Source organism: Rhizobium moroccans (assembly GCF_057559155.1).
This window is the reverse complement of record NZ_JBHFJG010000051.1, coordinates 23,217-43,831: the sequence shown is the minus strand read 5'-3', so window position 1 is coordinate 43,831 and position 20,615 is coordinate 23,217. Positions and strand designations below refer to the sequence as shown.

20 protein-coding genes are annotated in these 20,615 nt (G+C 58.0%); 10 read left to right on the top strand and 10 right to left on the bottom strand.

Annotation, left to right across the window (positions count from 1 at the left end; all coding sequences use genetic code 11):
* Positions 1–128: 128 nt before the first annotated feature.
* Positions 129–353 (bottom strand): hypothetical protein, encoded by a 225-nt coding sequence (locus tag ACE04I_RS24840; protein ID WP_046795606.1) that lies wholly within the window; start codon positions 351–353, stop codon positions 129–131.
* A gap of 43 nt (positions 354–396) precedes the next feature.
* On the opposite strand from ACE04I_RS24840, the gene ACE04I_RS24835 reads away from it, so the two are divergent.
* Positions 397–630, top strand: coding sequence for a helix-turn-helix domain-containing protein (locus tag ACE04I_RS24835; RefSeq protein ID WP_137326847.1), 234 nt, complete (start codon positions 397–399; stop codon positions 628–630).
* 244 nt (positions 631–874) lie between these two features.
* Here the strand turns inward: ACE04I_RS24835 and ACE04I_RS24830 are convergent, their stop codons facing one another.
* The 5 genes from ACE04I_RS24830 to ACE04I_RS24810 form a co-directional block, all read right to left on the bottom strand.
* Positions 875–1,993 carry a Gfo/Idh/MocA family protein gene (locus ACE04I_RS24830; RefSeq protein WP_487207684.1) on the bottom strand — a complete coding sequence of 373 codons (1,119 nt, stop codon included), beginning with the start codon at positions 1,991–1,993 and terminating at the stop codon, positions 875–877.
* A gap of 161 nt (positions 1,994–2,154) precedes the next feature.
* Entirely contained in the window at positions 2,155–2,877 is a 723-nt protein-coding gene (locus ACE04I_RS24825; protein WP_046795609.1) for an alpha/beta fold hydrolase, read from the bottom strand.
* Positions 2,878–3,378: 501 nt separating this feature from the next.
* Positions 3,379–4,116, bottom strand: a complete 738-nt coding sequence (locus tag ACE04I_RS24820; protein ID WP_046795610.1) for an SDR family NAD(P)-dependent oxidoreductase — start codon at positions 4,114–4,116, stop codon at positions 3,379–3,381.
* Between the two features lie 97 nt (positions 4,117–4,213).
* Positions 4,214–5,167 carry a zinc-binding dehydrogenase gene (locus ACE04I_RS24815; RefSeq protein WP_487207683.1) on the bottom strand — a complete coding sequence of 318 codons (954 nt, stop codon included), beginning with the start codon at positions 5,165–5,167 and terminating at the stop codon, positions 4,214–4,216.
* Positions 5,168–5,232: 65 nt separating this feature from the next.
* A complete protein-coding gene (locus ACE04I_RS24810; protein WP_487207733.1) occupies positions 5,233–5,889 on the bottom strand; it encodes an NADPH-dependent F420 reductase in 657 nt (218 codons plus the stop codon).
* A gap of 131 nt (positions 5,890–6,020) precedes the next feature.
* Here ACE04I_RS24810 and ACE04I_RS24805 point away from each other — a divergent pair, with 131 nt between their 5' ends.
* The 3 genes from ACE04I_RS24805 (at position 6,021) to ACE04I_RS24795 (ending at position 9,295) form a co-directional block, all read left to right on the top strand.
* Entirely contained in the window at positions 6,021–6,950 is a 930-nt protein-coding gene (locus ACE04I_RS24805) for a LysR family transcriptional regulator (RefSeq protein ID WP_046795612.1), read from the top strand.
* A gap of 168 nt (positions 6,951–7,118) precedes the next feature.
* Positions 7,119–7,883 carry a 3-oxoacyl-ACP reductase family protein gene (locus ACE04I_RS24800; protein WP_046795613.1) on the top strand — a complete coding sequence of 255 codons (765 nt, stop codon included), beginning with the start codon at positions 7,119–7,121 and terminating at the stop codon, positions 7,881–7,883.
* 347 nt (positions 7,884–8,230) lie between these two features.
* Positions 8,231–9,295 (top strand): MFS transporter, encoded by a 1,065-nt coding sequence (locus tag ACE04I_RS24795; protein WP_487207682.1) that lies wholly within the window; start codon positions 8,231–8,233, stop codon positions 9,293–9,295.
* Positions 9,296–9,552: 257 nt separating this feature from the next.
* Here the strand turns inward: ACE04I_RS24795 and ACE04I_RS24790 are convergent, their stop codons facing one another.
* The gene (locus ACE04I_RS24790; RefSeq protein ID WP_487207681.1) at positions 9,553–10,485 is read right to left on the bottom strand and encodes a LysR family transcriptional regulator; all 933 of its coding nucleotides are present in this window, start codon (positions 10,483–10,485) and stop codon (positions 9,553–9,555) included.
* 152 nt (positions 10,486–10,637) lie between these two features.
* Here ACE04I_RS24790 and ACE04I_RS24785 point away from each other — a divergent pair, with 152 nt between their 5' ends.
* Complete coding sequence (locus ACE04I_RS24785; RefSeq protein ID WP_046795647.1) at positions 10,638–11,624, top strand: zinc-dependent alcohol dehydrogenase family protein; 987 nt, start codon at positions 10,638–10,640, stop codon at positions 11,622–11,624.
* Positions 11,621–11,950, top strand: a complete 330-nt coding sequence (locus ACE04I_RS24780; protein WP_046795615.1) for an antibiotic biosynthesis monooxygenase family protein — start codon at positions 11,621–11,623, stop codon at positions 11,948–11,950. Before ACE04I_RS24785 ends, ACE04I_RS24780 begins: the two co-directional genes overlap by 4 nt.
* Positions 11,951–12,091: 141 nt before the next feature.
* On the opposite strand, the gene ACE04I_RS24775 is transcribed toward ACE04I_RS24780, so the two are convergent.
* Together ACE04I_RS24775 and ACE04I_RS24770 are read right to left on the bottom strand one after the other, a co-directional pair.
* Positions 12,092–13,015: a hypothetical protein gene (locus ACE04I_RS24775; RefSeq protein WP_487207680.1), complete on the bottom strand. Its 924-nt coding sequence runs from the start codon at positions 13,013–13,015 to the stop codon at positions 12,092–12,094.
* The gene (locus tag ACE04I_RS24770) at positions 13,002–13,676 is read right to left on the bottom strand and encodes a response regulator transcription factor (RefSeq protein ID WP_046795616.1); all 675 of its coding nucleotides are present in this window, start codon (positions 13,674–13,676) and stop codon (positions 13,002–13,004) included. Before ACE04I_RS24770 ends, ACE04I_RS24775 begins: the two co-directional genes overlap by 14 nt.
* A 1,302-nt stretch (positions 13,677–14,978) precedes the next feature.
* Between ACE04I_RS24770 and ACE04I_RS24765 the strand changes: the two genes are divergently transcribed.
* The 4 genes from ACE04I_RS24765 to ACE04I_RS24750 all read left to right on the top strand — a co-directional run bounded on the left by ACE04I_RS24765 (position 14,979) and on the right by ACE04I_RS24750 (position 19,560).
* Positions 14,979–16,883 carry a S9 family peptidase gene (locus tag ACE04I_RS24765; RefSeq protein WP_487207679.1) on the top strand — a complete coding sequence of 635 codons (1,905 nt, stop codon included), beginning with the start codon at positions 14,979–14,981 and terminating at the stop codon, positions 16,881–16,883.
* 9 nt (positions 16,884–16,892) lie between these two features.
* Positions 16,893–17,642 carry a MerR family transcriptional regulator gene (locus ACE04I_RS24760; RefSeq protein ID WP_487207678.1) on the top strand — a complete coding sequence of 250 codons (750 nt, stop codon included), beginning with the start codon at positions 16,893–16,895 and terminating at the stop codon, positions 17,640–17,642.
* Positions 17,643–17,795: 153 nt separating this feature from the next.
* Positions 17,796–18,713, top strand: coding sequence for a LysR family transcriptional regulator (locus tag ACE04I_RS24755; RefSeq protein WP_046795620.1), 918 nt, complete (start codon positions 17,796–17,798; stop codon positions 18,711–18,713).
* A gap of 127 nt (positions 18,714–18,840) precedes the next feature.
* Positions 18,841–19,560 carry a L,D-transpeptidase gene (locus tag ACE04I_RS24750; protein ID WP_487207677.1) on the top strand — a complete coding sequence of 240 codons (720 nt, stop codon included), beginning with the start codon at positions 18,841–18,843 and terminating at the stop codon, positions 19,558–19,560.
* Between the two features lie 54 nt (positions 19,561–19,614).
* Here ACE04I_RS24750 and ACE04I_RS24745 read toward each other — a convergent pair whose 3' ends face one another.
* Complete coding sequence (locus ACE04I_RS24745; RefSeq protein WP_487207676.1) at positions 19,615–20,592, bottom strand: LysR family transcriptional regulator; 978 nt, start codon at positions 20,590–20,592, stop codon at positions 19,615–19,617.
* Positions 20,593–20,615: the final 23 nt, after the last annotated feature.

The following is a 20,615-nucleotide window of genomic DNA, read 5'->3' as shown; positions in this document are numbered from 1 at the left end:
ACTCTAAGCGTGGCAATCCGGCGTTGAGCGTTTCAGTAGCCGATACAGCAGCGCGAGGCTTTGATACCGATGGTGGTTCAAGAGCGACAGGCATTATGCTCGCCCTGTCAGTCTATGATGCCGCGGCCTTAGGGCGCTACTTTTAGCGCGAGCATGGCGACCGCCACCACGTAGTCCATTGCAATTGCGACGAGCGGCAGGACAGGTAATCCGAACTGTCCTTCTCGTCTGCCAGCCGCCGGCATCATCAGATCCCGCGCGCTCCCGTATAGCTGCCGCAGCAGGATTAGGTTCGTCGGAGGAAACATCGGAAGGAGTAGCGCGATAACGGCAAGCCGCAGATTGCCGTCCATCGGGGCGCTTTCTGCATATGGCAGTAGGTCGCGACCGGAGACAATGATGGTCGCCGCCGAGGACGCAAAGAGAAGTGCGGCCGAATACCGGCCATGTATGTTGACCGACGCGATGGGTGCTAACACGATCTCCGCTGTCGCCTATGACGTCGGCTACGAGAGCATCTCTCAATTCAATCGTGATTATCGTCGCTTGTTCAATCTGACGCCAAGCGACGATGCCGCAAACCTTAGAGCAACGCTAAAGCTCGAGGCACGCCGATCTACTCAGCAGTAGGAGTGTGGTGAAGTAGCTACGCTAGTCCCCGAAGTTCAGCCTCCGCGGGATGAAGGGTGGCTTGTTGTCAAAGGCAAACTTTAGAGGAGATTGGCCAATGCGCATGCGATCGAGAATCCGCTTCGGGCGGATTGGTTTTTTTCCTCTTCGTCTTAAGTATGGCCTCGATAGACGCCATGGTGCCTCTGCTGGCGGTTGAGGGCCATGGTCGGGCCCCTCCAGAGTTTTCAGAGATTGATGTTGACTAGACGGGATAGGACAGACGCTGGCGATGACCCGTTTCAGCGGCCTGTGTGATCGCCTCGAGCACCCGATGACGATTGAGTGCGACTGCGAAGTCCGGCGCATCTGCGGTTCCGTCGCGGAGGTCGGCGGCGAGCTGGGCGTAGAGGCGGGCGACACCCGCCGCGGGCGCCTCAAGTTGCAGGTCGGGAGCCGCATATGCGGGCGGAACCTGTAGCTGCTGGACAGGCTCGCTACCGCGGCGCAACGTGATGGTCACGTCGCCGAAGTGGATGTAACCCGACGCCGTCTCCACGTGTAGACTGCCTTCCGTGCCCTGGATCTCCCACACCAAGCCGGCGGACTGCCCGGCACTGTAGTGCAGCGAAGTGACGATCCCGCCTTCGAGAACACCGGCGACGATGATCTCGTCCGGCGCGTCCTTCACGAGGGAAGTGCCATCCGAGAGGCGGATGCCGTCGCCGCGCTGATTGGCCACGACGGCGGACAGGCTCTCAAATGCGCCGAGTACGTGCGCGAGCGGTTGGAGCGCGTGGCCGAGCATGATGCTTTGAAGCGTGGCGCCATTTTCTGCGCGAGCCATGTATTCGAATGGCCGGTCATATCGGCCGACCCACATTTCGTCGTTCAGATGCGCCCGAACGCTCGTGCTGAGCGGCATGCCGATCACGCCTTGCCGGACGAGGTCGCGGAGATAGCGGATCGGCGGGTGGAGGCCGCCCTGCAACCCGATAACCGTGCGCAGCCGCCGTTCGCGGGCAACCCCCTCCAGCACTTCGGCTTCCGATAGGTTTCGCGCGAGCGGCCATTCGCAGTAGACCATCTTGCCCGCGGCGAGCGCGTCGGAAACGATCTGCTTGTGATCCGGCACCTTGACCGCAACCACCACCAAGTCGACCTCCGGCCGCAGGACCAGCGCCTGATGTGTGTCAAAGGCAAGATCGGCGCCCAGTCGGCTAGCGGTCGCGTTCGCACTCTCCATACGAGTTGTGCTGACAGCGCGGATCTGGAATGCATCGAGCGCCCGCAGCGCGGGGACGTGGGCAATTCCGCCCCAGCCTCGATCGGCACTGGCGCCGATGATGCCGACGCCAATCCGGGTGATTGCTGAGTTTGTCATGTACGCGTGCTCCTGTCTGGTGCAGCCTGGGCAATGCTCGCCGTGCTGCTTCACCATGGTTTCGTTTTTGGACAAATGCTCGGGTGCTTAGCGAGTGACCAAGCATTGCCGTTCGCGTTGCGGCTGCGTGGGGTTGAGCCGAAGTGATGCAGCGCAGAGAGTTAAACGTGGGTCCAATGGGTCTCGAGTTCGCGCGCAACATCGGCCGGGCGCTCTATCATTGGCCAATGCGAGGCGCGCAGCTTCACGACAGCGCGTGCGTGTGTGGCATTGCCGAGCTCGTCAGCGAAGCGGTGCGGCAGGAACGGATCGTCCAGGCCCCAGATCACCAACGCTGGCGCAGTTATGCTACTCAAACCCGGTTTCCACTCCGCCCCGACCTCGATTGCGGAACGGTAAAGTGCGAGAATGCTCGCCCGCATGGTGGCATCGAGATGCCGAACCGATTCATCCGCCGCATCTTTCGGCATCTGGGCCTCGACGAGTTTCGCCGCAAATTCCTCGAGGTCGAGCTCCTTCATCCATTGCTCGCCCTCACCTGGGGTCTGCCAGATCTTGGCGAGATAGTGCCAGGGATATTCCGGATCAATTGGCCCGCTGATGCCGGTCCAGGTCCGCACCAGATCCGGTCGGATCGACGTGAGACGGCCTGTCAGCAGGCAGCCCCAGTCATGACCGACCAGATCTACGGGTTCGCCGATCTCAGCGATCCGGTGGATAAGCCAGTCGAGATACTCTTCCTTTGTTGACTTGAAGTCTGGCGGCAACCGATTGCCAAAGCCGGGGAGATCGATCGTAACGATATCCTTGCGTTGAAGATAAGAGCGGACGGTGTCCCAGAGTCGGTGGGTATCAGGTACGCCGTGGACGAGTACTGCGGGCATGTCGGGATCTCCAAATTATCGATGTCAGGATGATATCGATACCCGGGTGTCGCAGAAGCCGCCATTTGAGGAACCCTACGTTGTTATCTCCGGAACCCACCCAACATGCGTGTCACTCCCCGTGCAAGTTCATGTTCCAACATGGCATATTGGCTCTGACCCATATGTGGAGCGGCCGGTTGGCAAGGGCTTCAGCGCAAATCGCTTTCAGAGGGTGTAGTCAAATGTCCGGCCTGTGAGTGCGGTCACAGACCGCTGGCCACGTTGAGAACTGCAATCGGAGTGTTTCACCGAACACGATTCCGAGGCGGGTGTACCCCAGCCGATGGCCAGTCCGTTCCTGAAAGACGCGCGACTTAGACGCGGTTCGATCACGCCATTCGATCCAATGCTCCAAAGCCACCTCGTGGAGTGAGAGTGGAAAGCTAATAGTTGATGATACCGGGCTAGCCCCCACTCTGAGACCTCCTACGTTACAAGCCATGGATCCGTCGGCATGTCTTAGGTTAGCGTGCCGCCATCAACTGTCAGGATGGTTCCGGTGATTTGCCGGGCCGCACCAGATGCGAGGAATGCCACTGCAGCCGCGACATCCTCCGGCTCGCCGTACCGGCCGAGCGGAATCAGAGCACGCTGGAAATCTCCGAACTCGCCCTCGGCCGGGTTCATTTCCGTGTTGGTTGATCCCGGCTGAATGAGGTTGACAGTAATGTCACGGGGGCCAAGTTCTCGCGCCAGACCGCGGGTAAATGATTGGAGTGCCGATTTAGTCATCGAATAAACCGTCGATGGTCCGACAATGCGTTCTGCGCCTGCGGAACCGATTGTGACGATCCGGCCGCCTTGGCCGAGATACGGCATCGCGGCCTGCGATGCCAGGACCGGGGAGCGAGCGTTTACGGCGAAGAGGGCGTCGATCTCGGCGACGGTGAAATCCGCCACATCCTTGTAGATCGCGATAGCCGCATTGTTCACCAAGATGTCGAGGCCGCCCAACGCCTGCGCCGCCTCATCAACCGACCGCTTGACCGCATTGGGGTCCATGCTGTCAGCCTGGATAGCCAACGCTTTGCGCCCTTTGCCTTCGATCGTTGCGACAACTTGCGCTGCCCGATCAGCGGCGCGTTCATACGTGATCGCTACGTCGGCGCCTTTTTCGGCCAGTGCGATTGCGATCGCGGCTCCGATGCCGCGGGACGCACCTGTCACAAGCGCACGTTTACCTGCTAATTCACTCATCGATCTATTCCTTTCTTTATCGACAGGGGAAATGTTTCGCCGGGCCGCCTTGCGGCGGGCGTCCGTGCGGCCTGCCGCCGCACGATTATTTTCGGAATTACGCGATCAGGACCGGCAGACCGCTCAAGTGGCGGTTGTCCATGTCGTCATGCGCGCGGGCTATCTCGTCGAACGGATAGCGGACGGTTTCGAGATCACTGAAGATGCCTGAGCGCAGCGCATCCCATAGCTGAGAGGTTGCGATCTCGACTGTCGGTCCCCGGACGTATTGCGGGGCACCGCCGCTGCGGACATCAACGCCTCGTCGCACAACATCAGAGGCCGGCGCTGGCTGACCCGACGCGGCTCCGATCGCGGCAATTACACCACCATCTCGGACGCTTGACACGCCCAACGAGAAGGTCGCCCGGCCGACGAAATCATAAACGACGTCGACACCGTCAGGTGCGATCGCACGGATCTTGGCGGCGATATCTGGTTCGCCAGCGTGGAAGGCATGAGTAGCACCGGCCGCGACCTTGTCGAGCTTATCCGGCGATCCGGCGACGCCAATCACTGTAGCACCCAGCGACTTCGCCCAGCGAGACAGGATAGCACCCACGCTTCCCGATGCCCCAAGTACCAGCACTGTGTCGGTGGATTTGAGATTGTGGAGACCACGCATCCCCATCCAAGCCGTCCCGCCCTTTGCCAGGTAGGTCGCCGCGATCTCGTTCGAGATATCGGCGGGCAGGCGGACGAGCGGCCCGGTCGGAATGATCCTCTCGGTGGCATACGCGCCTTCCGAAAAGAAGTAAGCGACTCGATCGCCGACCGACAGCCCCTCGACGCCGGATCCGACCTCGGTGATCGTCCCGGCCGCTTCAAAACCGGGGACCGCTGGCAACGCCATCGGATACTGACCTTTTCGTACCATCGTATCGACGAAGTTGAGGCCGATCGCATCTTGAATGAGCCTGACCTCGCCGGCACGGGGCGCGCGCAGGTCTTTCTCGATGACTTCCAAGACTGACGGTCCGCCGGCCGACTGCATTTGAACGATTCTTGTCATGATCTTGTCTCCGTATTCCAGATGGCGCGGCGTTCCGATTGCAGAAGGAAGGAGCGCAGCGATGTTCAATCGAACTTGACGAGGTTGAGAGCGGGCAGCGGGCCGCCGGGAAACTGAACCAGCTGGCTGCCGACCGCGAGCCCGCCGAGATCGATCCCGAAGAAGCCGAGGCGATCAATGATGGCGGCGACCTCAGCCTTCGCCCTCATATCGTTGCCCGAGTAAAACAGGACGCGCCTGCCTCCTTCAGAGCGGGGGTCGCCCGACAGTTGCTTTGGCGTCAGGTGGTTGAACGCTTTGACGACGCGCGCGCCTGGCACGAGGGCGGTGAAGATATCCGTAGAGGTGCGGCCGCCAAGGTCCGCCGGCCGGTAAAGCGGCGCTTCGATAGAGTTGTTGGCATCGATTACGATCTTGCCGTCGAAGTTCAAACCGGCGAGCGCACCAGGTATCTTTGACCACGGGACAGCCACGAGAACGATGTCTTGCGCCGCGGCCTCTTGCAGGCTTCCAGCCCGGATCGTGCTGCCTAGCTTCGAAACAAGCATCGTGAGGCTTTCCGGTCCTCGGCTGTTTGCGATCACGGCTTCGATTCCCGCCTTGCCGAGCGCAGTGGCAAATGCACCCCCTATATTGCCGGCTCCGATAATTCCTACGGTCATGACCCACTCCTTTACGGTTCGTGAGAATTTTGTCTGCGAGGGTCGGTTTTCCCGCTGCATCCTGGGCCTGATGCGGTTGGCGTTGCAGAAAACCGGTGCTGCTGTTGGCTGGAATATGGCTGGCAAATACACGCAGCATAAGTCATAAATGAATTGTTTTAGTTTCAATCAACGTTTGAAGGTTGCGTTTTATGGAGACACTGGCAAACCTCGAAGCTTTCGTTCGAAGCGCAGAAGCGAGCAGCTTTTCTGGGGCTGCACGGCGTCTCTCCATCACACCGGCCGCAGTCAGCCGGAATGTTGCAATGCTGGAACGGAACCTCGGTATACGGCTGTTTCACCGCTCAACGCGGAAGCTGACCCTGACCGAGGCGGGGGAGTCGTTTCTGGCAAGCATCGGCGACAGCCTGAACCACCTTCAAAGGGCAATCGACGGCGCATCACAAACGAAGGGCGAGCCCGTCGGCGTTTTGAAGCTCAGCATGAGTTTGTCGTTCGCGATGGGATACGTTCTCCCCGCACTGCCCGACTTTCTGGCCCGTTATCCGGGCGTCAGACCTGACTGGCATTTCGACAGCCGCAAGGTCGATCTTATCGCCGAGGGTTTCGACGCCGCGATCGGCGGTGGTTTCGAACTCAATCCTGGCATCGTTTCGACGACGCTCGCACCCATACACGTTATTGCGGTCGCATCGCCCAGCTATTTTGCTGCACGTCGCCGGCCGGCCAGCCCCGCCGATCTGGCCGATCATGCCGGAATCTTGATGCGGTCCTCGAATTCGGGCCGGATCAGGCAATGGTTGATGCGGGACGCTCAAGGACGCGAAGAGCGCGCGCTCCTCAACGAGACAATTGTAATGAGCGACGCCGCGCCCATGGTGCAGGCGGCAATCGCGGGGTTGGGCATTGCATTGTTGGCCGTACCCGATGTGCTGCCGCATATGGAAAGTGGCGCGCTCGAACGTATCCTTCCGAAGTGGTATGCCGATGCCGGATCTATCTCGCTCTACTACTCAGGCCGCGTGCTCCAACCGCTAAAAACACGCGCTTTCATCGACTTCTATACTGAATATTTCCGTCGCGAGCGCCTCAGTGCCCGGTTTGCAGGCAGTCTCGGCTAATGTCCACACGTCCTTGTTAGCTTCTTTGAAAAGCGTGGTAGTTGGACTGCATTGAATATCCCATATTCAACACATGCTTGAATATGATCCAACCGATATTACGCTAATAAACTAGGATAGGAATGGGCAAATATATCACTCCACAGACACGTAAAAGGAGTGAAAAAAATGACTGAATTAACCTCGTCTCGATATCTTCCACTGAGCGGCAAGATCGCACTTGTCACCGGTGGATCACGATCTATCGGCGCATCAATCGTCCAGCGTTTAGCAGCCGACGGCGCTCAGGTTGCCTTCACCTATCGCGGATCACCTGCGAAGGCTGAGGAAGTCTCCGTCGCCGTAGAGAAAGCGGGGGGTCGCGCCCTGGCTATTGCAGCTGATGCCGCTAATCCGGATGCGATACGAGCCGCCGTCGCCGAGACGGTCGATAGGTTCGGCGGCCTCGACATTCTTGTAAATAATGCAGGGATCGCCTTCGCCGGTCCGATCGACGAAATCGCGTTCGATGACTATCAGGCAATGCTCGCCGTCAACGTAACAGGCGTTTTCGTTGCTACGCAGGAAGCCGTACGTCATATGAAGGATGGCGGCCGGATCATACAGATCGGGAGTTCAATTACGAAATATGCCGGGGTTCCTGGGCTCTCAGCATACGGCCTCACCAAGGGGGCAGTCGCCGGCTTCAATAGAAGCCTGGCTCATGACCTCGGGCCACGCGGCATCACAGTCAACACAGTACATCCGGGCCCAACCGACACCGATATGAATCCTGCAGATGGCGAGTTTGCGGCTATGCAAATCTCGCGTATCGCGGCTGGCCGCTATGGAAAGCCTCGGGAAATTGCGAGCGTTGTCGCATTCCTTGCAAGTCCAGAGGCCTCCTTTGTAACGGGTGCCGACATCCGGGCTGATGGCGGTTTCACATCCTGAAAAATGCCGCAGCGAAGTGCAAAATTCGCTTCGACGACCCCATCGATATCGACGCCTCACCGACCAATCAACGGCTCAACGCAGGCTTTCACAGACACGGTTGCAAGACGCCGCTGGATGGTCGCCACTTGGTGGGACCGAAAACAACCACGCTGAGGAGGGTCCGGCATAATCCGAAGGAAATCCCTTGTCTGAGCTAGCGAATACAAAAGAGCGCGATGATCTGTTTGACGAGCCGCCCGCTGCGTGGCTAGCCGTATTATCGCTTGCATTCGGAGCATTTTGCCTGGTCACTGCGGAGTTCTTGCCGATCAGTTTGCTGACGCCGATAGCGAATAGCGAATGAATTGGGTGTTTCCAAGGGTGTGGTTGGCCAGGCTATTACGGCTACAGCCGCCATCGCTGCAATCGCCGGGCCATCTCTTATTTTAGTGTCAGGCAAGCTGGACCGACAGAAGATTGTTTTTGGCCTGACGGCGATGCTTATCATTTCCAACATCCTTTCGGCCTATGCACCCAGCATCACAATACTCTTGGCCGCTCGCGCGATTCTGGGCTTCGCTCTCGGTAGTTTCTGGGCCATGATGGCGGCGCTCGCTTTGCGTTTGGTCCCTGCCGACAAGGTGCCGCGGGCAATTTCGATCATCATCATGGGTATCTCCCTCGCGTTAGTTTTTGCTGCACCGCTGGGCACTTTTCTTGGAGGACTATGGGGCTGGCGCGCCACTTTTCTCGCTGCGTCCGGCATCGGTTTGGCTGCGCTGGCGATCCAGGTACTGGCCCTTCCCAAGCTACCTGCTATGGCCGCGCCCGGTCTGAACTCCTTTAAAACGACGCTGTCGCGCCGTTCGGTGGCGATCGGTTTTGTAACGGCATTCCTCGTGATGTCAGGGCACTTCGCCGGCTTCACCTTCATTCGCCCCTTTTTGGAGGAGGTCCCGCGCCTCGACATCTCGACCGTCTCGCTCGCTCTCCTGGTCTTCGGCCTTGGGGGCTTCATGGGAAATTTCGTCGGCGGAGTCATCGCCGCGCGCAATCCCGCATGGGCCGTCGCCTTATTCTCACTCCTGATAGCCGGTGCTGCATTCGCGCTCAGCCTTTTCGCCATAATCGCAGGAGTTGCGTTCGTGGCGACTGCTCTTTGGGGCGTTGCCTTCGGCGGTTTCCCCGTGGCGATCTCGATCTGGAATGCGCGAGCAGCGCCCGATCACGCCGAAAGCGCTGGTGCGCTTCTGTCGTCGATTTTTCAGGTCGCGATAGCGACAGGCGCGGGCAATTGGCGGTCTCATCGTCGAGGGCTTCGGCTCGACTGGCGCAATCCTCTATGCGGCTTCGGCGACGCTTACTGGCGCGATGGTCATCCTCGGGTTCAAGAGGCAGTGAGTGAAGAGGGTCGATCTACGGGTCTATAATTGGTAGATAAATATTATACGGCTCTTCAAACGCGAGAGCGCAAAATGAAGCCGGTTTCCTTCAGCCACCTGCAGCACTTCGTTTCGATCTTCTAACGGCTCCGAACTCAGTCCGCCCCTTGCGTTTGATCGAACTGTTTACGTCCCAAGGTCTTTTCTGCCTCGTCAATCCATCAGATCGTGACATCATGTCGTTCAAGCGCAAACGCTGCCGATTCGGTATGAACTCGTGTTCACGCGCGCATCGGAACCGCACATCAGGTATATCGACCGTGATCGAGGATGTTTTCTAGCCCTTTATCCCAGTAGGGTTGATTGCCGAACCGATTGACAAGCCAGTCGATGAACACTCTCACTTTCGGCGCCAGTTCGCGAGAGCTGGGATACAACGCCCAAAGTGTCTGTGTTGAGATTAGTGGATATTCTGGAACGACTGGAACGAGGGCGCCAGATAGCAACTCGTTCGATGCGCACCACGTGGCCATAAGAGCGATGCCAAGTCCGGCAGAAGCCGCGTCGCGCACTGCAGTGCCGTCATTGATGCGAAGGCTCGGCGTGACACGCCGCTCGATCACCTCCTCACCTTCCCCTCGAAACGTCCAGAGATCCAAAGTGCCGACGACGAGACAAGAATGTTCCGCCAGCTCGTCGGGCGTCGTCGGCCGCCCGCGCTGCTTGAGATAGTCGGGTGACGCGACCAGCACCCGATTGTCCGGAGCAAGTCGTCGCGCGACAAAGGATGAGTCGCTGAGCTCGGTATAACGAACTGCCACATCGAAGGCACCCTCGACCAGATCAACGATGCTGTCTGAAATGCGCAAATCAAGTGCCAAGTCGGGATATTGCCTGCAGAAGTCGGGCAGACCCGGCACAATATGCATTCGCGCGAACGAGGCGGGGGCGGCTACTCGCAAGGTGCCGCGAGGCGCAGCTTGCTCTCGACCAAGCGCCGCTCGGGCAGCCTCCGCTGCGAGCACAATATGTTCCGCATGTGGCAGGAAGGCGAGGCCGTCCTCGGTCAATGACGCTTGCCGCGTGGTGCGATGGAGAAGCCTGGCGCTGAGTTTCCGCTCAAGAGCGGCCAGTTTGGCGCTAGCGCCAGCGGGCGTCAAACCCAAATCGCGGGCTGCGGCACTGATGCTGTGCAGTTGGGCGATACGCACGAAGAGACTCAAATCGTCCACGTCCATGAGATGACTTCCAAATTTTTGTTGAAGCTGATCCTAAAACGGAGGTGCTACCGAAGACAATCGTGAGAGATCAAATAGAGCCAACCAGACGGCGCCATAATGGGTGGGCCCGTCAAGGCTACTATTAAAGGGATATCACCATGACCAAGTCCATGAAAGCAGCCGTCCTCACTCGCTTCGGTGGCCCGGAATCGTTCGACCTTTCCGACGTGCCGAAGCCAGTTCCCCAAGCGGGACAAGTCCTGGTTCGCGTCCATGCCACGTCCGTTAATCCCTTGGATTATCAGGTTCGGCGCGGCGACTATTGTGACTATGTGCCATTGCCGGCCATTACGGGGCATGACGTGTCCGGCGTTATCGAAGCGGTGGGAACGGGCGTGACGATGTTCTCGGTTGGAGACGAAGTTTGGTATACGCCGCAAATATTCGATGGTCCGGGAAGTTACGCCGAGTACCACGTTGCAAACGAGAATATCATTGGAAGGAAGCCCGGTGCGCTCAGCCATCTGGAAGCCGCCAGCCTCAGCTTGGTCGGCGGAACAGCCTGGGAAGCCCTTGTCTCGCGTGCCTCCCTCAGGGTGGGAGAAAGCATCCTGATCCATGGTGGCGCGGGAGGGGTAGGGCATGTGGCTATCCAGGTCGCTAAAGCCATCGGCGCGAAGGTCTTCACGACCGTGCGCGAAGAAAACTTCGAGTTTGCGCGAAGTGTCGGGGCAGATGTCGTCATTGACTACAGGAAAGAAGATTATGTCGACGTCATCATGCGGGAAACCGAAGGCTTCGGGGTAGACGTCGTGTTCGACACCCTCGGCGGCGACACATTGTCCCGCAGCCCGAAGGTGCTCGCGCACCTTGGTCGCGTTGTCTCGATCGTGGACATTGCACAGCCGCAGAACCTCATTGAGGCATGGGGTAAGAACGCGAGCTACCACTTCGTCTTCACGAGGCAGAACCAGGGCAAGCTTGACGAGCTGAGCACACTGGTGGAACGCGGTCAGCTGCGGCCGCACGTAGGCGCCGTCTATTCACTCGCCGACCTTCCGCTTGCCCATGCGCTGCTCGAGAAACCCAATAACGGTTTGCGGGGTAAGATCGCGATCGCCATTGGCCCGTCGGCCGACACAAAGGTGCAACCATGATTTATGAGATCGCCGTGCTGCCCGTCTATGAGGACAAGATCAGAGAGTTCAGGCAGGCATTCGAGAGCGTTGTTCCTCTGCTCACACGTGCGCAGGGGTACCGCGGTCACGTTCTGGCTCAGGGGATCGAAACGCCGAAGGTCTTCAACCTAATCGTGCGATGGCGCTCGCTTGAGGATCACACTCCAGGTTTCGAAGCGAGCGAAGACCATGAGGAGTTCATGAGAGGCATACAGGCATATTTCTCGGAGGAACCGTCGGTCTATCATCTCGAGGGCGGCGCCCTAGCCGCAAACGAGCACGACAAAGGCGAGGTCGCTGTCTAACACGAGCGACCTCTGCCATGTGAAACAACAGAGCGTGTGCCACAGAAGCGCAGGGGAGGCCTCCAGTTACATTCGGTACCCGATCCACCCGTCAGAAGTATAGGAGGTGACTTCGTGGAGCTCTCCTGCGGCAGCATTATCTTACTTTGGAAGATCATGCTCAGAAGCGACATAGGACGTTTGGGTTCCGTTTCTTTCCGCAGTCAGTCCGGTCAGCCGTTTGATGCTCTTTTGAATGTGAAGCTTCTCCTCGCTTTGCGGCAAGGTGTCTGCACGGACCTGAACTATGGCGAGGGGCGTGCGTAGTTCGTGAGCTGCGTTAATGAAAAAGCGCTCTGTCTTCTCGAATCCGGCGTCGAGCTGATTGAGGGCGCGATTGATCTCCCTGACGACCCGCAACAGCTCTCTGGGCAGTCCAGTTTCGTTTACTACACCGCCCCGGGCTTCAAAATCGACTTTGTTCAATCGGTCGGTGAGCTTCCCGAGGGAGCGAAGCGACCATTTTGTCACCCAAGGGACATCGACGAGGGTGACAAAAAGAAGTATGAGGGCGGGCACGCCGATCGTTATCTGACCTACGACAAAAACGAGCTGGTAAAGGGACATCGAAACGCCACCAGCCATAATCGTCGCTTCACCTGCTGCGGTCTGAATTTTATCAATCGTGGCCTGTCGATCGGGGGCATCGACGTAGCCGCGCAGTTCGACGCTGCGAAAATTGTCAAGAAAAGCAGCGTTCTCACCGATGTCCCTCGAGATCACCCCATGGGTGAGTGTTGTGCCATCCGCAAGACGAACCGCAAACCATGATGTAGGCCGCTTAGCCATCACAGTTCGGAGTGCCTGCGTAGGCCGGACCGCCACGACGCCATTTTGGTCAATTGTAACGGATTTCGCTATCTCCTGCGGGTACCACGTGGATGGGACCGCCCCACGGGGAGCACTCAACGCCGCGATGTATAGAACGACCCCGAACGAGGCGACAATGGTGAGGAGCTGAAGTGTGATGAAGCCGAGAGTGAAGCGCCAGCGGAGCGAATGGTGAGACTTGCTATTTCTGCTCATGGAGGAAATATCCGACGCCGCGAATGTTACGGATGACGATATCCGCACCAGCATCCGCCAGTTTGCGCCGCAGGCGCGACATGTTGGCTTCCAGCGAATTTGACTGGATCTCGTCGTCGAACGAGTAAACGCTTTCCTCCAATGAAGACCGCAGCACCGTTCGTCCGAGATTCTTGAGAAGCGACTCGATGATCAAAAGCTCTCGTCGAGCGAGTTCCTGCCGGATGCCATTGACGTACAGGTCTCGTGTCACCCGATCATAACGGATATTGCCGGTCGTGATGATGTCTGCCTTGGCTTCAGGCGTTCGGCGGGCCACTGCGTTAAGGCGGGCGACCAGTTCATCGACCTCGAACGGCTTGGGCAGATAGTCGTCGGCCCCGCCGTTAAGCCCGGCAATCCTGTCTTTCGTGGATCCCATGGCAGAGATGATTATCGAGCGCGGTGGATTGCTTGTTTGCCGGATCTCGGCGAGCAAACTACTCCCGTCGCCGTCTGGAAGCTGCCGGTCGATGAGAACAACATCGTATCCTTCGACGGCGATCGCTTCTCGCGCCATGGCGAGATCCGCCACCGCCGCAAGTACGAAGTCATGCCTCGAAAGCGCTGTCCGAAGCGCTTCGGCCATTTCGGGATCGTCTTCGACCAACAAGATTTTCATGTTGCTAATTGAAGTACCTCACGAGATTGATGATTTCAAAGGCTTCGTAGACCGCGCCCAAGAAAAGGAGCGGGGACGATAAGCGCGTGAAGCGTTAGGACGTGAGTGGCTGCAGCCCCGTATCTTTTGCCGACCGACCGCTTTCCTCCCGCCACAGAAGGAAGATGGTGCGACCGGTTAAATGGGCGCCGAAGGCCGCTACGATATAGGCCTGGAACTCAATCAGGACCGTGATGGAGTGAGGGATCATCGCAGCCGCATAAGGACCAATCGGAACCAGCGTGACACCATAACCGCCGCAAAAATCATCGCGAACACGACGCCGAAAGAGGCACAAGAAACGATGGGATCGCAATGAGCATTACTTCGATTCCGAGGTTGACCGCGACGGTTGCTGATGCTGCATTGAGGACGTTTCCGCTGAGATAGACCTGCACGGCAAGATCTGTGCGCACTATCCCCGATATCGCATCCAAAACGGCTGGCTGGATTCCGCGATTCAGCAGCGTCACCGCATCGTCGTTACAAACAGGCAAAAAAAGCTGCATTCACAACAATAAACTGCGTTCTGTGGCGTTGGATAAGGCGTACGCAAGGGCGTTAACATGAGCAGTTGGTTTCCGATCTTTGGGGTTCGATTGGATGCGGATTCCGTAGAGGGGGCGCATCAGTGGTGAGAGGCTTGAGGGCAAACGTCTCGAGACTGGCCTTCATCAGCCGGCGGCCGCTTCAGTAGATCGGTATTGATCGGTTCAGCCTCCCACCGAACTCGAAACTAGTCCCGCCGTCTCTCTCTTTTCATGCGCTCATGCTGCCGGCGCGCATCTTCTGCCATGATCTGGCTTAGCCTAGCTGCCTCGAGGGTCCGCAATTGCGCGTCGTCACGACGCTGCTGCTGCTGTAACATGCATCCGGTATGAGATGATGATCCGTATCGCGCGCCCATTCCAGAGCAGGTGTCGAGATCGGCGTAGCGTTCCTGTTCTGGTGTCTGGCAGCCGGTCAGGATAAGGAGGCCTGCGAACACCGTTCCGACAGATAAGCGTCGCATGAAAACGTGATCCGGGGAGTCTTTGCTCATTTGATGTACCTTCTTCTCGATAAGTTCATTGGATTGCGAGAGCGAAGCGCGTTCCCGCCGGACGCTTATGGGTTTTCACAGTTACGCAGAAATTACCTGATTGCCGGACCAAGCTAGCTTTCACGGTTGACCCCGACGCGACGTCATAGTTCAGGCAGTGTGTCGATATTGTTTGAGTGTGGGCGGCCCGCGAAGGGTCCGTCGACGATGCGAGGTTCGACATGACTGCACCTGATCTCATCCCGATTGAAACGCTGTTCGGAACGCCAGAATTTTCGCGGGCGCAGATTTCACCCGATGGCCGGCTGGTGGCCTATCTTGCGCCCTGGCGTGGCCGGTTGAACATCTGGGTGCGGCCTGTCGGACAAGGCGCGGCGCGGCGACTGACGGGCGATGACACGCGCAATATCGACGGCTTTAGTTGGACGCCTGATGCTCGCTACATTCTCTTCGTGCAGGACAGCCGGGGCGACGAGAACTGGCACCTTCAACGCGTGGAGGTGGACGGGGCAGAGACGGTTTGCGGAAAGGCGACAACTGTCGACTTGACGCCCTTTGCCGGCGTGCGGGTGATGGGACTGGACTTTTCCGCCGCGCTTCCGGGCAAGGCTTTCGTGCAGATGAACCTCAGAAGTCCGGGCCTGATCGACCTATACGAGGTCGATATCGAAAATGGTGAAACCAAGATCGCTGCAGAAAGTCCTGATCGCTTCGTACGCTGGATCGTTACACCGAACAGTCCGATGCACGCCTTTATCATCGACGACGCCGGTGACCACGAACTGGCTCGCTACGAGAACGGGGTTTTCATCACGTTGGCCAGACTTAAGGGGCGTGACCAGCCAATCGGGCCGATGCCGCTGATGGTTGCGGCGGATGGAAAGAGCATCTTCGTCGGCTGCAATACGGGGAGCGACCACACCTATCTTGCCGCCATCGACCTTGCGACGGGCAGGCAAAGGGTAATCGACAGCCAACCCGATTGCAGCCTCGATACGCCGCGACCTGAGGCCGATCCGCGCTTTCCGTCCAGCCTGATCACCAATCCTGTGACAGGCGAGCTGCTGGGACTACGGTACCTTGGCAAAAGACAGCAGATACGGCCGCTGAACCCGCATTTTGCCGCCGTTCTAGATAGCTTACAGCGGCTGTCAACCGGGGAAATAGGGCACATTTCCTGCGATGCCGGTGGGGGAAAATGGGTGATCGAATTTTGGGATGACCGACATCCCGGCACGACATGGTTTTACGAACATGAGAGCGGCGAAGCGTATGTGCTTGGCGAGCGATTTTCAGAGCTCTCAGCCGAGCGGCTGGCGAGCGTACGACCCATCGATGTGACGTCGCGCGACGGATTGACGTTGCCGTGCCATGTCACGCTGCCCGTCGGGTTCGACGCCAAGGATCAGCCGTGTGCGCTGCCGACCGTGCTTCTGGTACATGGTGGGCCGTGGTATCGCGATGCCTGCATTTATGATCCGGAAGTGCAGTTCCTCGCCAACCGCGGCTATGCCGTGCTGCAGGTGAATTTTCGCGGCTCGACCGGCTACGGCAAAGCGTTCATGCAAGCCGCGATCGGGGAGTTCTCCGGGCGTATGCATGACGACCTGATCGACGGGCTCGACTGGCTAATCGGGCAGGGTATCGCTGACCCGGCGCGGGTGGCGATCTACGGTTGTTCCTATGGCGGTTATGCCGCGCTGGTGGGCGCCAGCTTTACGCCCGAGCGCTTCGCTGCCGCTATCGACTATTCCGGCATGTCCGATCTCCGCGTGCTTGTGGATGGGGCCGTCCCATTCGTGCAGCCTGCGCTGATCAACACCTACCTTGCTTACATGGGCGATCCGGACATCGAGACGCAAAATCGGGACATGCTTGCGCGCTCGCCGGCAAGCCGGCTTGATTGCATCTCCAAACCGCTTTTGGTGGTCCACGGCGCCAACGACGTACGTGTCGCACAGGCACAGGCGGATCTGGTGGCGGAAACGGTACGCGCCAATGGTGTGGAGGTTGACTATCTTCTGAACGAGCGCGAAGGGCACTGGTTCATCAATGAGGATAGCAATATCGAACTTTATCAAAGGATCGAGCGCTTTCTGGCACGGCATTTGAGGGGCGAGCACTGAGGGGGGCTCATGCACAGCAAGGAGATAGCAGGACTGGCGGGCGTGAGTATCCGCACGCTGCGGCACTACCACCAGATCGGACTTTTGCCGGAGCCGCCAAGGACGGATAATGGGTATCGCATTTACGGCCTGCCGCATCTGATCCGGCTGCTGCGTATCGTTCGATTGACCGCGCTCGGTATTTCGCTCTCGCAAATCCCAACGCTTCTCGACGATCATACCGGGATGAGCATAGGCAGTTTAGAGGCTCTTCATGACGGGCTGACGCGGCAGATCGAACTTCTCGATCATCAACGCCGAATTGTGGCAGCGCTGCGCGACGGCAAAGGACCGCCCGACATGGCACCGGAATTCGCCGCGTCGCTGATGGCGCTGGAGGCGGGACGAGAGCCTACAGCGGTCCGAGCCGGTCGAGAGCAATCTGTACTCCTGTCACACCTTTTGGATAAAGAGCAGCGCGCAGAACTGGCCCGGCTCTACGACCAACTGGCAGATATCGAACATGGTGCTGCCGTAAGAGAGCTGGGGCATCGTTTCGATGCATTAGGGCCGGATAGCGACGACGGCGAGATTTCAGCGCTTGCCGACGATTACATCGCACATCTCGGGTCATGGATGAGAGACTTCGACAACGCTCTAAGCAGAAGTGGGAAACAGCAAGCAGCAGCGCTGCTCTGGCTTCATGCCCTCGATAATACGAACAATCAGCAGAAACGATTACTGACGGAAATCAGAAGCAGGCTGGCATCCAGCCGTTGATCGCCGTTTTGCGCTGGTCCACTCGCAAGATGATTGACCGATTGCGGTGGGCAGACACACTAAATTTTGGCGGTTTGCCGCTCCCAAACATCATCACGCCATATTCTAAGCTTTTGGTTATGGCCGGGGAAGATTATAACCAAGAGCAATATCATGGATATCAACGTTGCCTTGAAGGCCTTCATCCGCACCGTCGAGAAGGGTTCGATTACGGCTGCGGCACGGGACCTCGGGGTAACGCAGCCGGCGGTCACGAAGCATATTTCGAACCTCGAACGGCACGTTCAAGCCAGGCTTCTGGAGCGGTCGTCGAAAATCGTTCGCCCGACGGCGCATGGGCTCGAATTGTACGAGGCCAGCCGCGTTGCGATCGCGTCGATCGACGCGGCGCTGGAGGGCGTTCGCATCAACACAGGTGAGATTGAAGGCAATCTGAGAATTCACGCCCCATCTTGCATTGGTGTTGGCCATCTCGAACGGATAGTCGGGGAATTTCAGGATGAGCATTGCGGGATTTCAGTCGAACTGGCTCTCGACGAGCGCACAATCGACTTGGTCTATGATAACTTCGATTTGTCGCTTCACTACGGAAAAATCGAGGATCAGGAGGTCATCGCACGCCGCATCGGGTGGGTGGAGCGATTTCTCGTCGCGTCCCCTCGTTACCTGAAACAGGTGGGGGAGATCGAAGACACACAACGGCTTTCGGAGCTTGACGTCATCGGTACCCCGAAGATGCTCGCTCAGCGCAGCACCATTTCCCTGTTGGGACCAGGCGGGCGCGCTGAGGACGTTGTCGTCAGGCCGATACTCACAACGAACAATGCGCATGTGATGATCGCAGCACTTTTACGTGGTCGGGGCGTTGGACTGGTGCAGAAGAACCTCGTATCGGAGTTGCTGGCCAGCGGCGAACTTGTAAGGGTGCTTCCCGAATATTGGCTCCGATCTACCGAAGCTTTCCTTGCTTATCCGTCCACAAAGTTTATGCGACCGGTCGTTAGAGCATTTACGGACTTCGTCATGCCGCGACTCAGAACCATTGAAGGGATCTCAGCGGAGCAGCGGTAGCGGTCACGGCATAGCCGACGGTTATGAGGGCTATCACTCATGCAGATATGGAATGTTCGGTCGGAGGGGGGATACTGTGCAATTCAAGCAATGTATGCCAGGCCCAACCCGAAGGTCACTTTCCATAATGCAGAATCCAAACAGTTTCATATCTCGCCGTACGTTCGTACTCGGCTCTCTGGCGGCGCCGGCAATACTCGGCGGATGCACAACAGTGCAAGAAAGATCGGCGTCGAACTCGCCTCAGCGAATTACCGATCCAATGTCTTCACCGATCGACCCGGAACTCGCTTCCCGTTACGCCGCATTTGAAGACGGCGGACATTTCGTTCCCGCAGTTCCTTTTGAGCGAATGAACCCGGAATATCTCAGGCAGCGCGTCGCTGACCCGACCGGGGAGGCGCCAGGAACTGTTGTCGTCGATACGCCAAGGCGATTTCTCTATCTGGTGGAAAACGGCGGAAGCGCGTTACGATACGGCGTTGGCATCGGCCGCGACGGATTTTCGTGGGAAGGGAACGGATATATCCACTGGCGCCAGCATTGGCCAAGATGGAAGCCGCCAAGCGAGATGATTGCCCGGCAACCCGAACTGGAAAAATACTCTGTCGCAAACGGAGGGATGGATCCTGGTCTCCATAACCCCCTAGGCGCTCGGGCCCTTTATATTTTCCAAAATGGAGAAGATACGCTGTATCGTCTCCACGGCAATCCCGAATGGCAATCCATCGGCAAGGCTGTTTCATCCGGCTGCGTCCGCCTTATGAACCAGGACATCGTTGACCTTTACGACCGCGTTCCTTTCCATGCGCCAATCGTCGTGCATCAGACGCCGATGGCTGTGTGATGCCAATTGAGCGTTCCGCGTTCTGAGCTGCTTGGCGGCGATACGGATGGCCGCCTAATAGTACTGCTGGGCAAGATCGCTGCAGATATTTTCTGAAGCGAGCCACACGTGGGGAAACGCGGCGAGCAGACCGTTTCTCAGCCACTGCTGTGCCGGGTGCCCGTCATTGCGACGATGCCACGACAGCACGAATGGTATCGGGTTTAGGGGGAGCGGGAAATCGAAGACAGCGAGACGCTCTGCAAAGCCTGAATGAGCAACGACGCTTTCGATGACTGTCGCAACCATATCCGACGCTGCAACCAATGCCGGCGCGGCATGCATATGGGGAATGGTCACGGCCGCGCGCCTCCTGAAATTCTTCGAAGCCAATGCGGCATCGGCAACATCCAGGCCCTCATTGTCGGGGGCGACCAGGATATGTGTCAGAGACAGAAACATCTGGGCATCGAAAGGGCGGCCGAGGATTGGATGATCCTTCCTCAGGATACAAACGAATCGCTCCTGGAAAAGACGGGCACTCAGGATCCGGCTCGTGGGCGCGGGAGGAATTCCGACCGTCAGATCGACGCCGCCGCTATCGAGCAGGGAAATCGCATCATCGCGGCTGCTATAATCCCTCACCTTGATATCAATGCCGGGGGCTTTTTCCTCAAGCAGTGACAGGAGGCGCGGCAATATGACTGAACCTGCATGTGCTGAAACGGCAATGGAAAAAGACATGGTCGATTTGCCGGGATCAAAACCCTGTGTGAATTGCAATGTCCGCTGAATTTCCCGCAAAGCAAGCGAGATAGGTTCGGCAAGTTCTACAGCGCGCGGTGTAGGTTGAAGACCGGTCGGCCCACGAACGAACAATTCGTCGCGCAGCAGAAACCGCAATCTCGATAAAGCCGCGCTCATGGCCGGCTGGGTGCGGCCGATACGGCTTCCGGCACGTGTCACATTGCGCTCGGAATTGAGAGCATCAAAGGCTACCAGAAGATTGAGATCGATACCATGTAAATTCATGGCATGGATCATTAAGCCCATCCTTCATCGATCTCAAGCATATT

What these genes read in the sequence shown, in the direction of transcription:
- ACE04I_RS24835 (WP_137326847.1), top strand. Translation starts at nt 397, where the DNA reads ATGATGGTCGCCGCCGAGGACGCAAAGAGAAGTGCGGCCGAATACCGG.
- ACE04I_RS24755 (WP_046795620.1), top strand. Translation starts at nt 17,796, where the DNA reads ATGGATATCAACGTTGCCTTGAAGGCCTTCATCCGCACCGTCGAGAAG.
- ACE04I_RS24840 (WP_046795606.1), bottom strand. Translation starts at nt 353, where the DNA reads ATGGACGGCAATCTGCGGCTTGCCGTTATCGCGCTACTCCTTCCGATG.
- ACE04I_RS24820 (WP_046795610.1), bottom strand. Translation starts at nt 4,116, where the DNA reads ATGAGTGAATTAGCAGGTAAACGTGCGCTTGTGACAGGTGCGTCCCGC.
- ACE04I_RS24750 (WP_487207677.1), top strand. Translation starts at nt 18,841, where the DNA reads ATGCAGAATCCAAACAGTTTCATATCTCGCCGTACGTTCGTACTCGGC.
- ACE04I_RS24760 (WP_487207678.1), top strand. Translation starts at nt 16,893, where the DNA reads ATGCACAGCAAGGAGATAGCAGGACTGGCGGGCGTGAGTATCCGCACG.
- ACE04I_RS24775 (WP_487207680.1), bottom strand. Translation starts at nt 13,015, where the DNA reads ATGAGCAGAAATAGCAAGTCTCACCATTCGCTCCGCTGGCGCTTCACT.
- ACE04I_RS24805 (WP_046795612.1), top strand. Translation starts at nt 6,021, where the DNA reads ATGGAGACACTGGCAAACCTCGAAGCTTTCGTTCGAAGCGCAGAAGCG.
- ACE04I_RS24745 (WP_487207676.1), bottom strand. Translation starts at nt 20,592, where the DNA reads ATGGGCTTAATGATCCATGCCATGAATTTACATGGTATCGATCTCAAT.
- ACE04I_RS24810 (WP_487207733.1), bottom strand. Translation starts at nt 5,889, where the DNA reads ATGCAGCGGGAAAACCGACCCTCGCAGACAAAATTCTCACGAACCGTA.
- ACE04I_RS24765 (WP_487207679.1), top strand. Translation starts at nt 14,979, where the DNA reads ATGACTGCACCTGATCTCATCCCGATTGAAACGCTGTTCGGAACGCCA.
- ACE04I_RS24800 (WP_046795613.1), top strand. Translation starts at nt 7,119, where the DNA reads ATGACTGAATTAACCTCGTCTCGATATCTTCCACTGAGCGGCAAGATC.
- ACE04I_RS24815 (WP_487207683.1), bottom strand. Translation starts at nt 5,167, where the DNA reads ATGACAAGAATCGTTCAAATGCAGTCGGCCGGCGGACCGTCAGTCTTG.
- ACE04I_RS24790 (WP_487207681.1), bottom strand. Translation starts at nt 10,485, where the DNA reads ATGGACGTGGACGATTTGAGTCTCTTCGTGCGTATCGCCCAACTGCAC.
- ACE04I_RS24785 (WP_046795647.1), top strand. Translation starts at nt 10,638, where the DNA reads ATGAAAGCAGCCGTCCTCACTCGCTTCGGTGGCCCGGAATCGTTCGAC.
- ACE04I_RS24780 (WP_046795615.1), top strand. Translation starts at nt 11,621, where the DNA reads ATGATTTATGAGATCGCCGTGCTGCCCGTCTATGAGGACAAGATCAGA.
- ACE04I_RS24830 (WP_487207684.1), bottom strand. Translation starts at nt 1,993, where the DNA reads ATGACAAACTCAGCAATCACCCGGATTGGCGTCGGCATCATCGGCGCC.
- ACE04I_RS24825 (WP_046795609.1), bottom strand. Translation starts at nt 2,877, where the DNA reads ATGCCCGCAGTACTCGTCCACGGCGTACCTGATACCCACCGACTCTGG.
- ACE04I_RS24770 (WP_046795616.1), bottom strand. Translation starts at nt 13,676, where the DNA reads ATGAAAATCTTGTTGGTCGAAGACGATCCCGAAATGGCCGAAGCGCTT.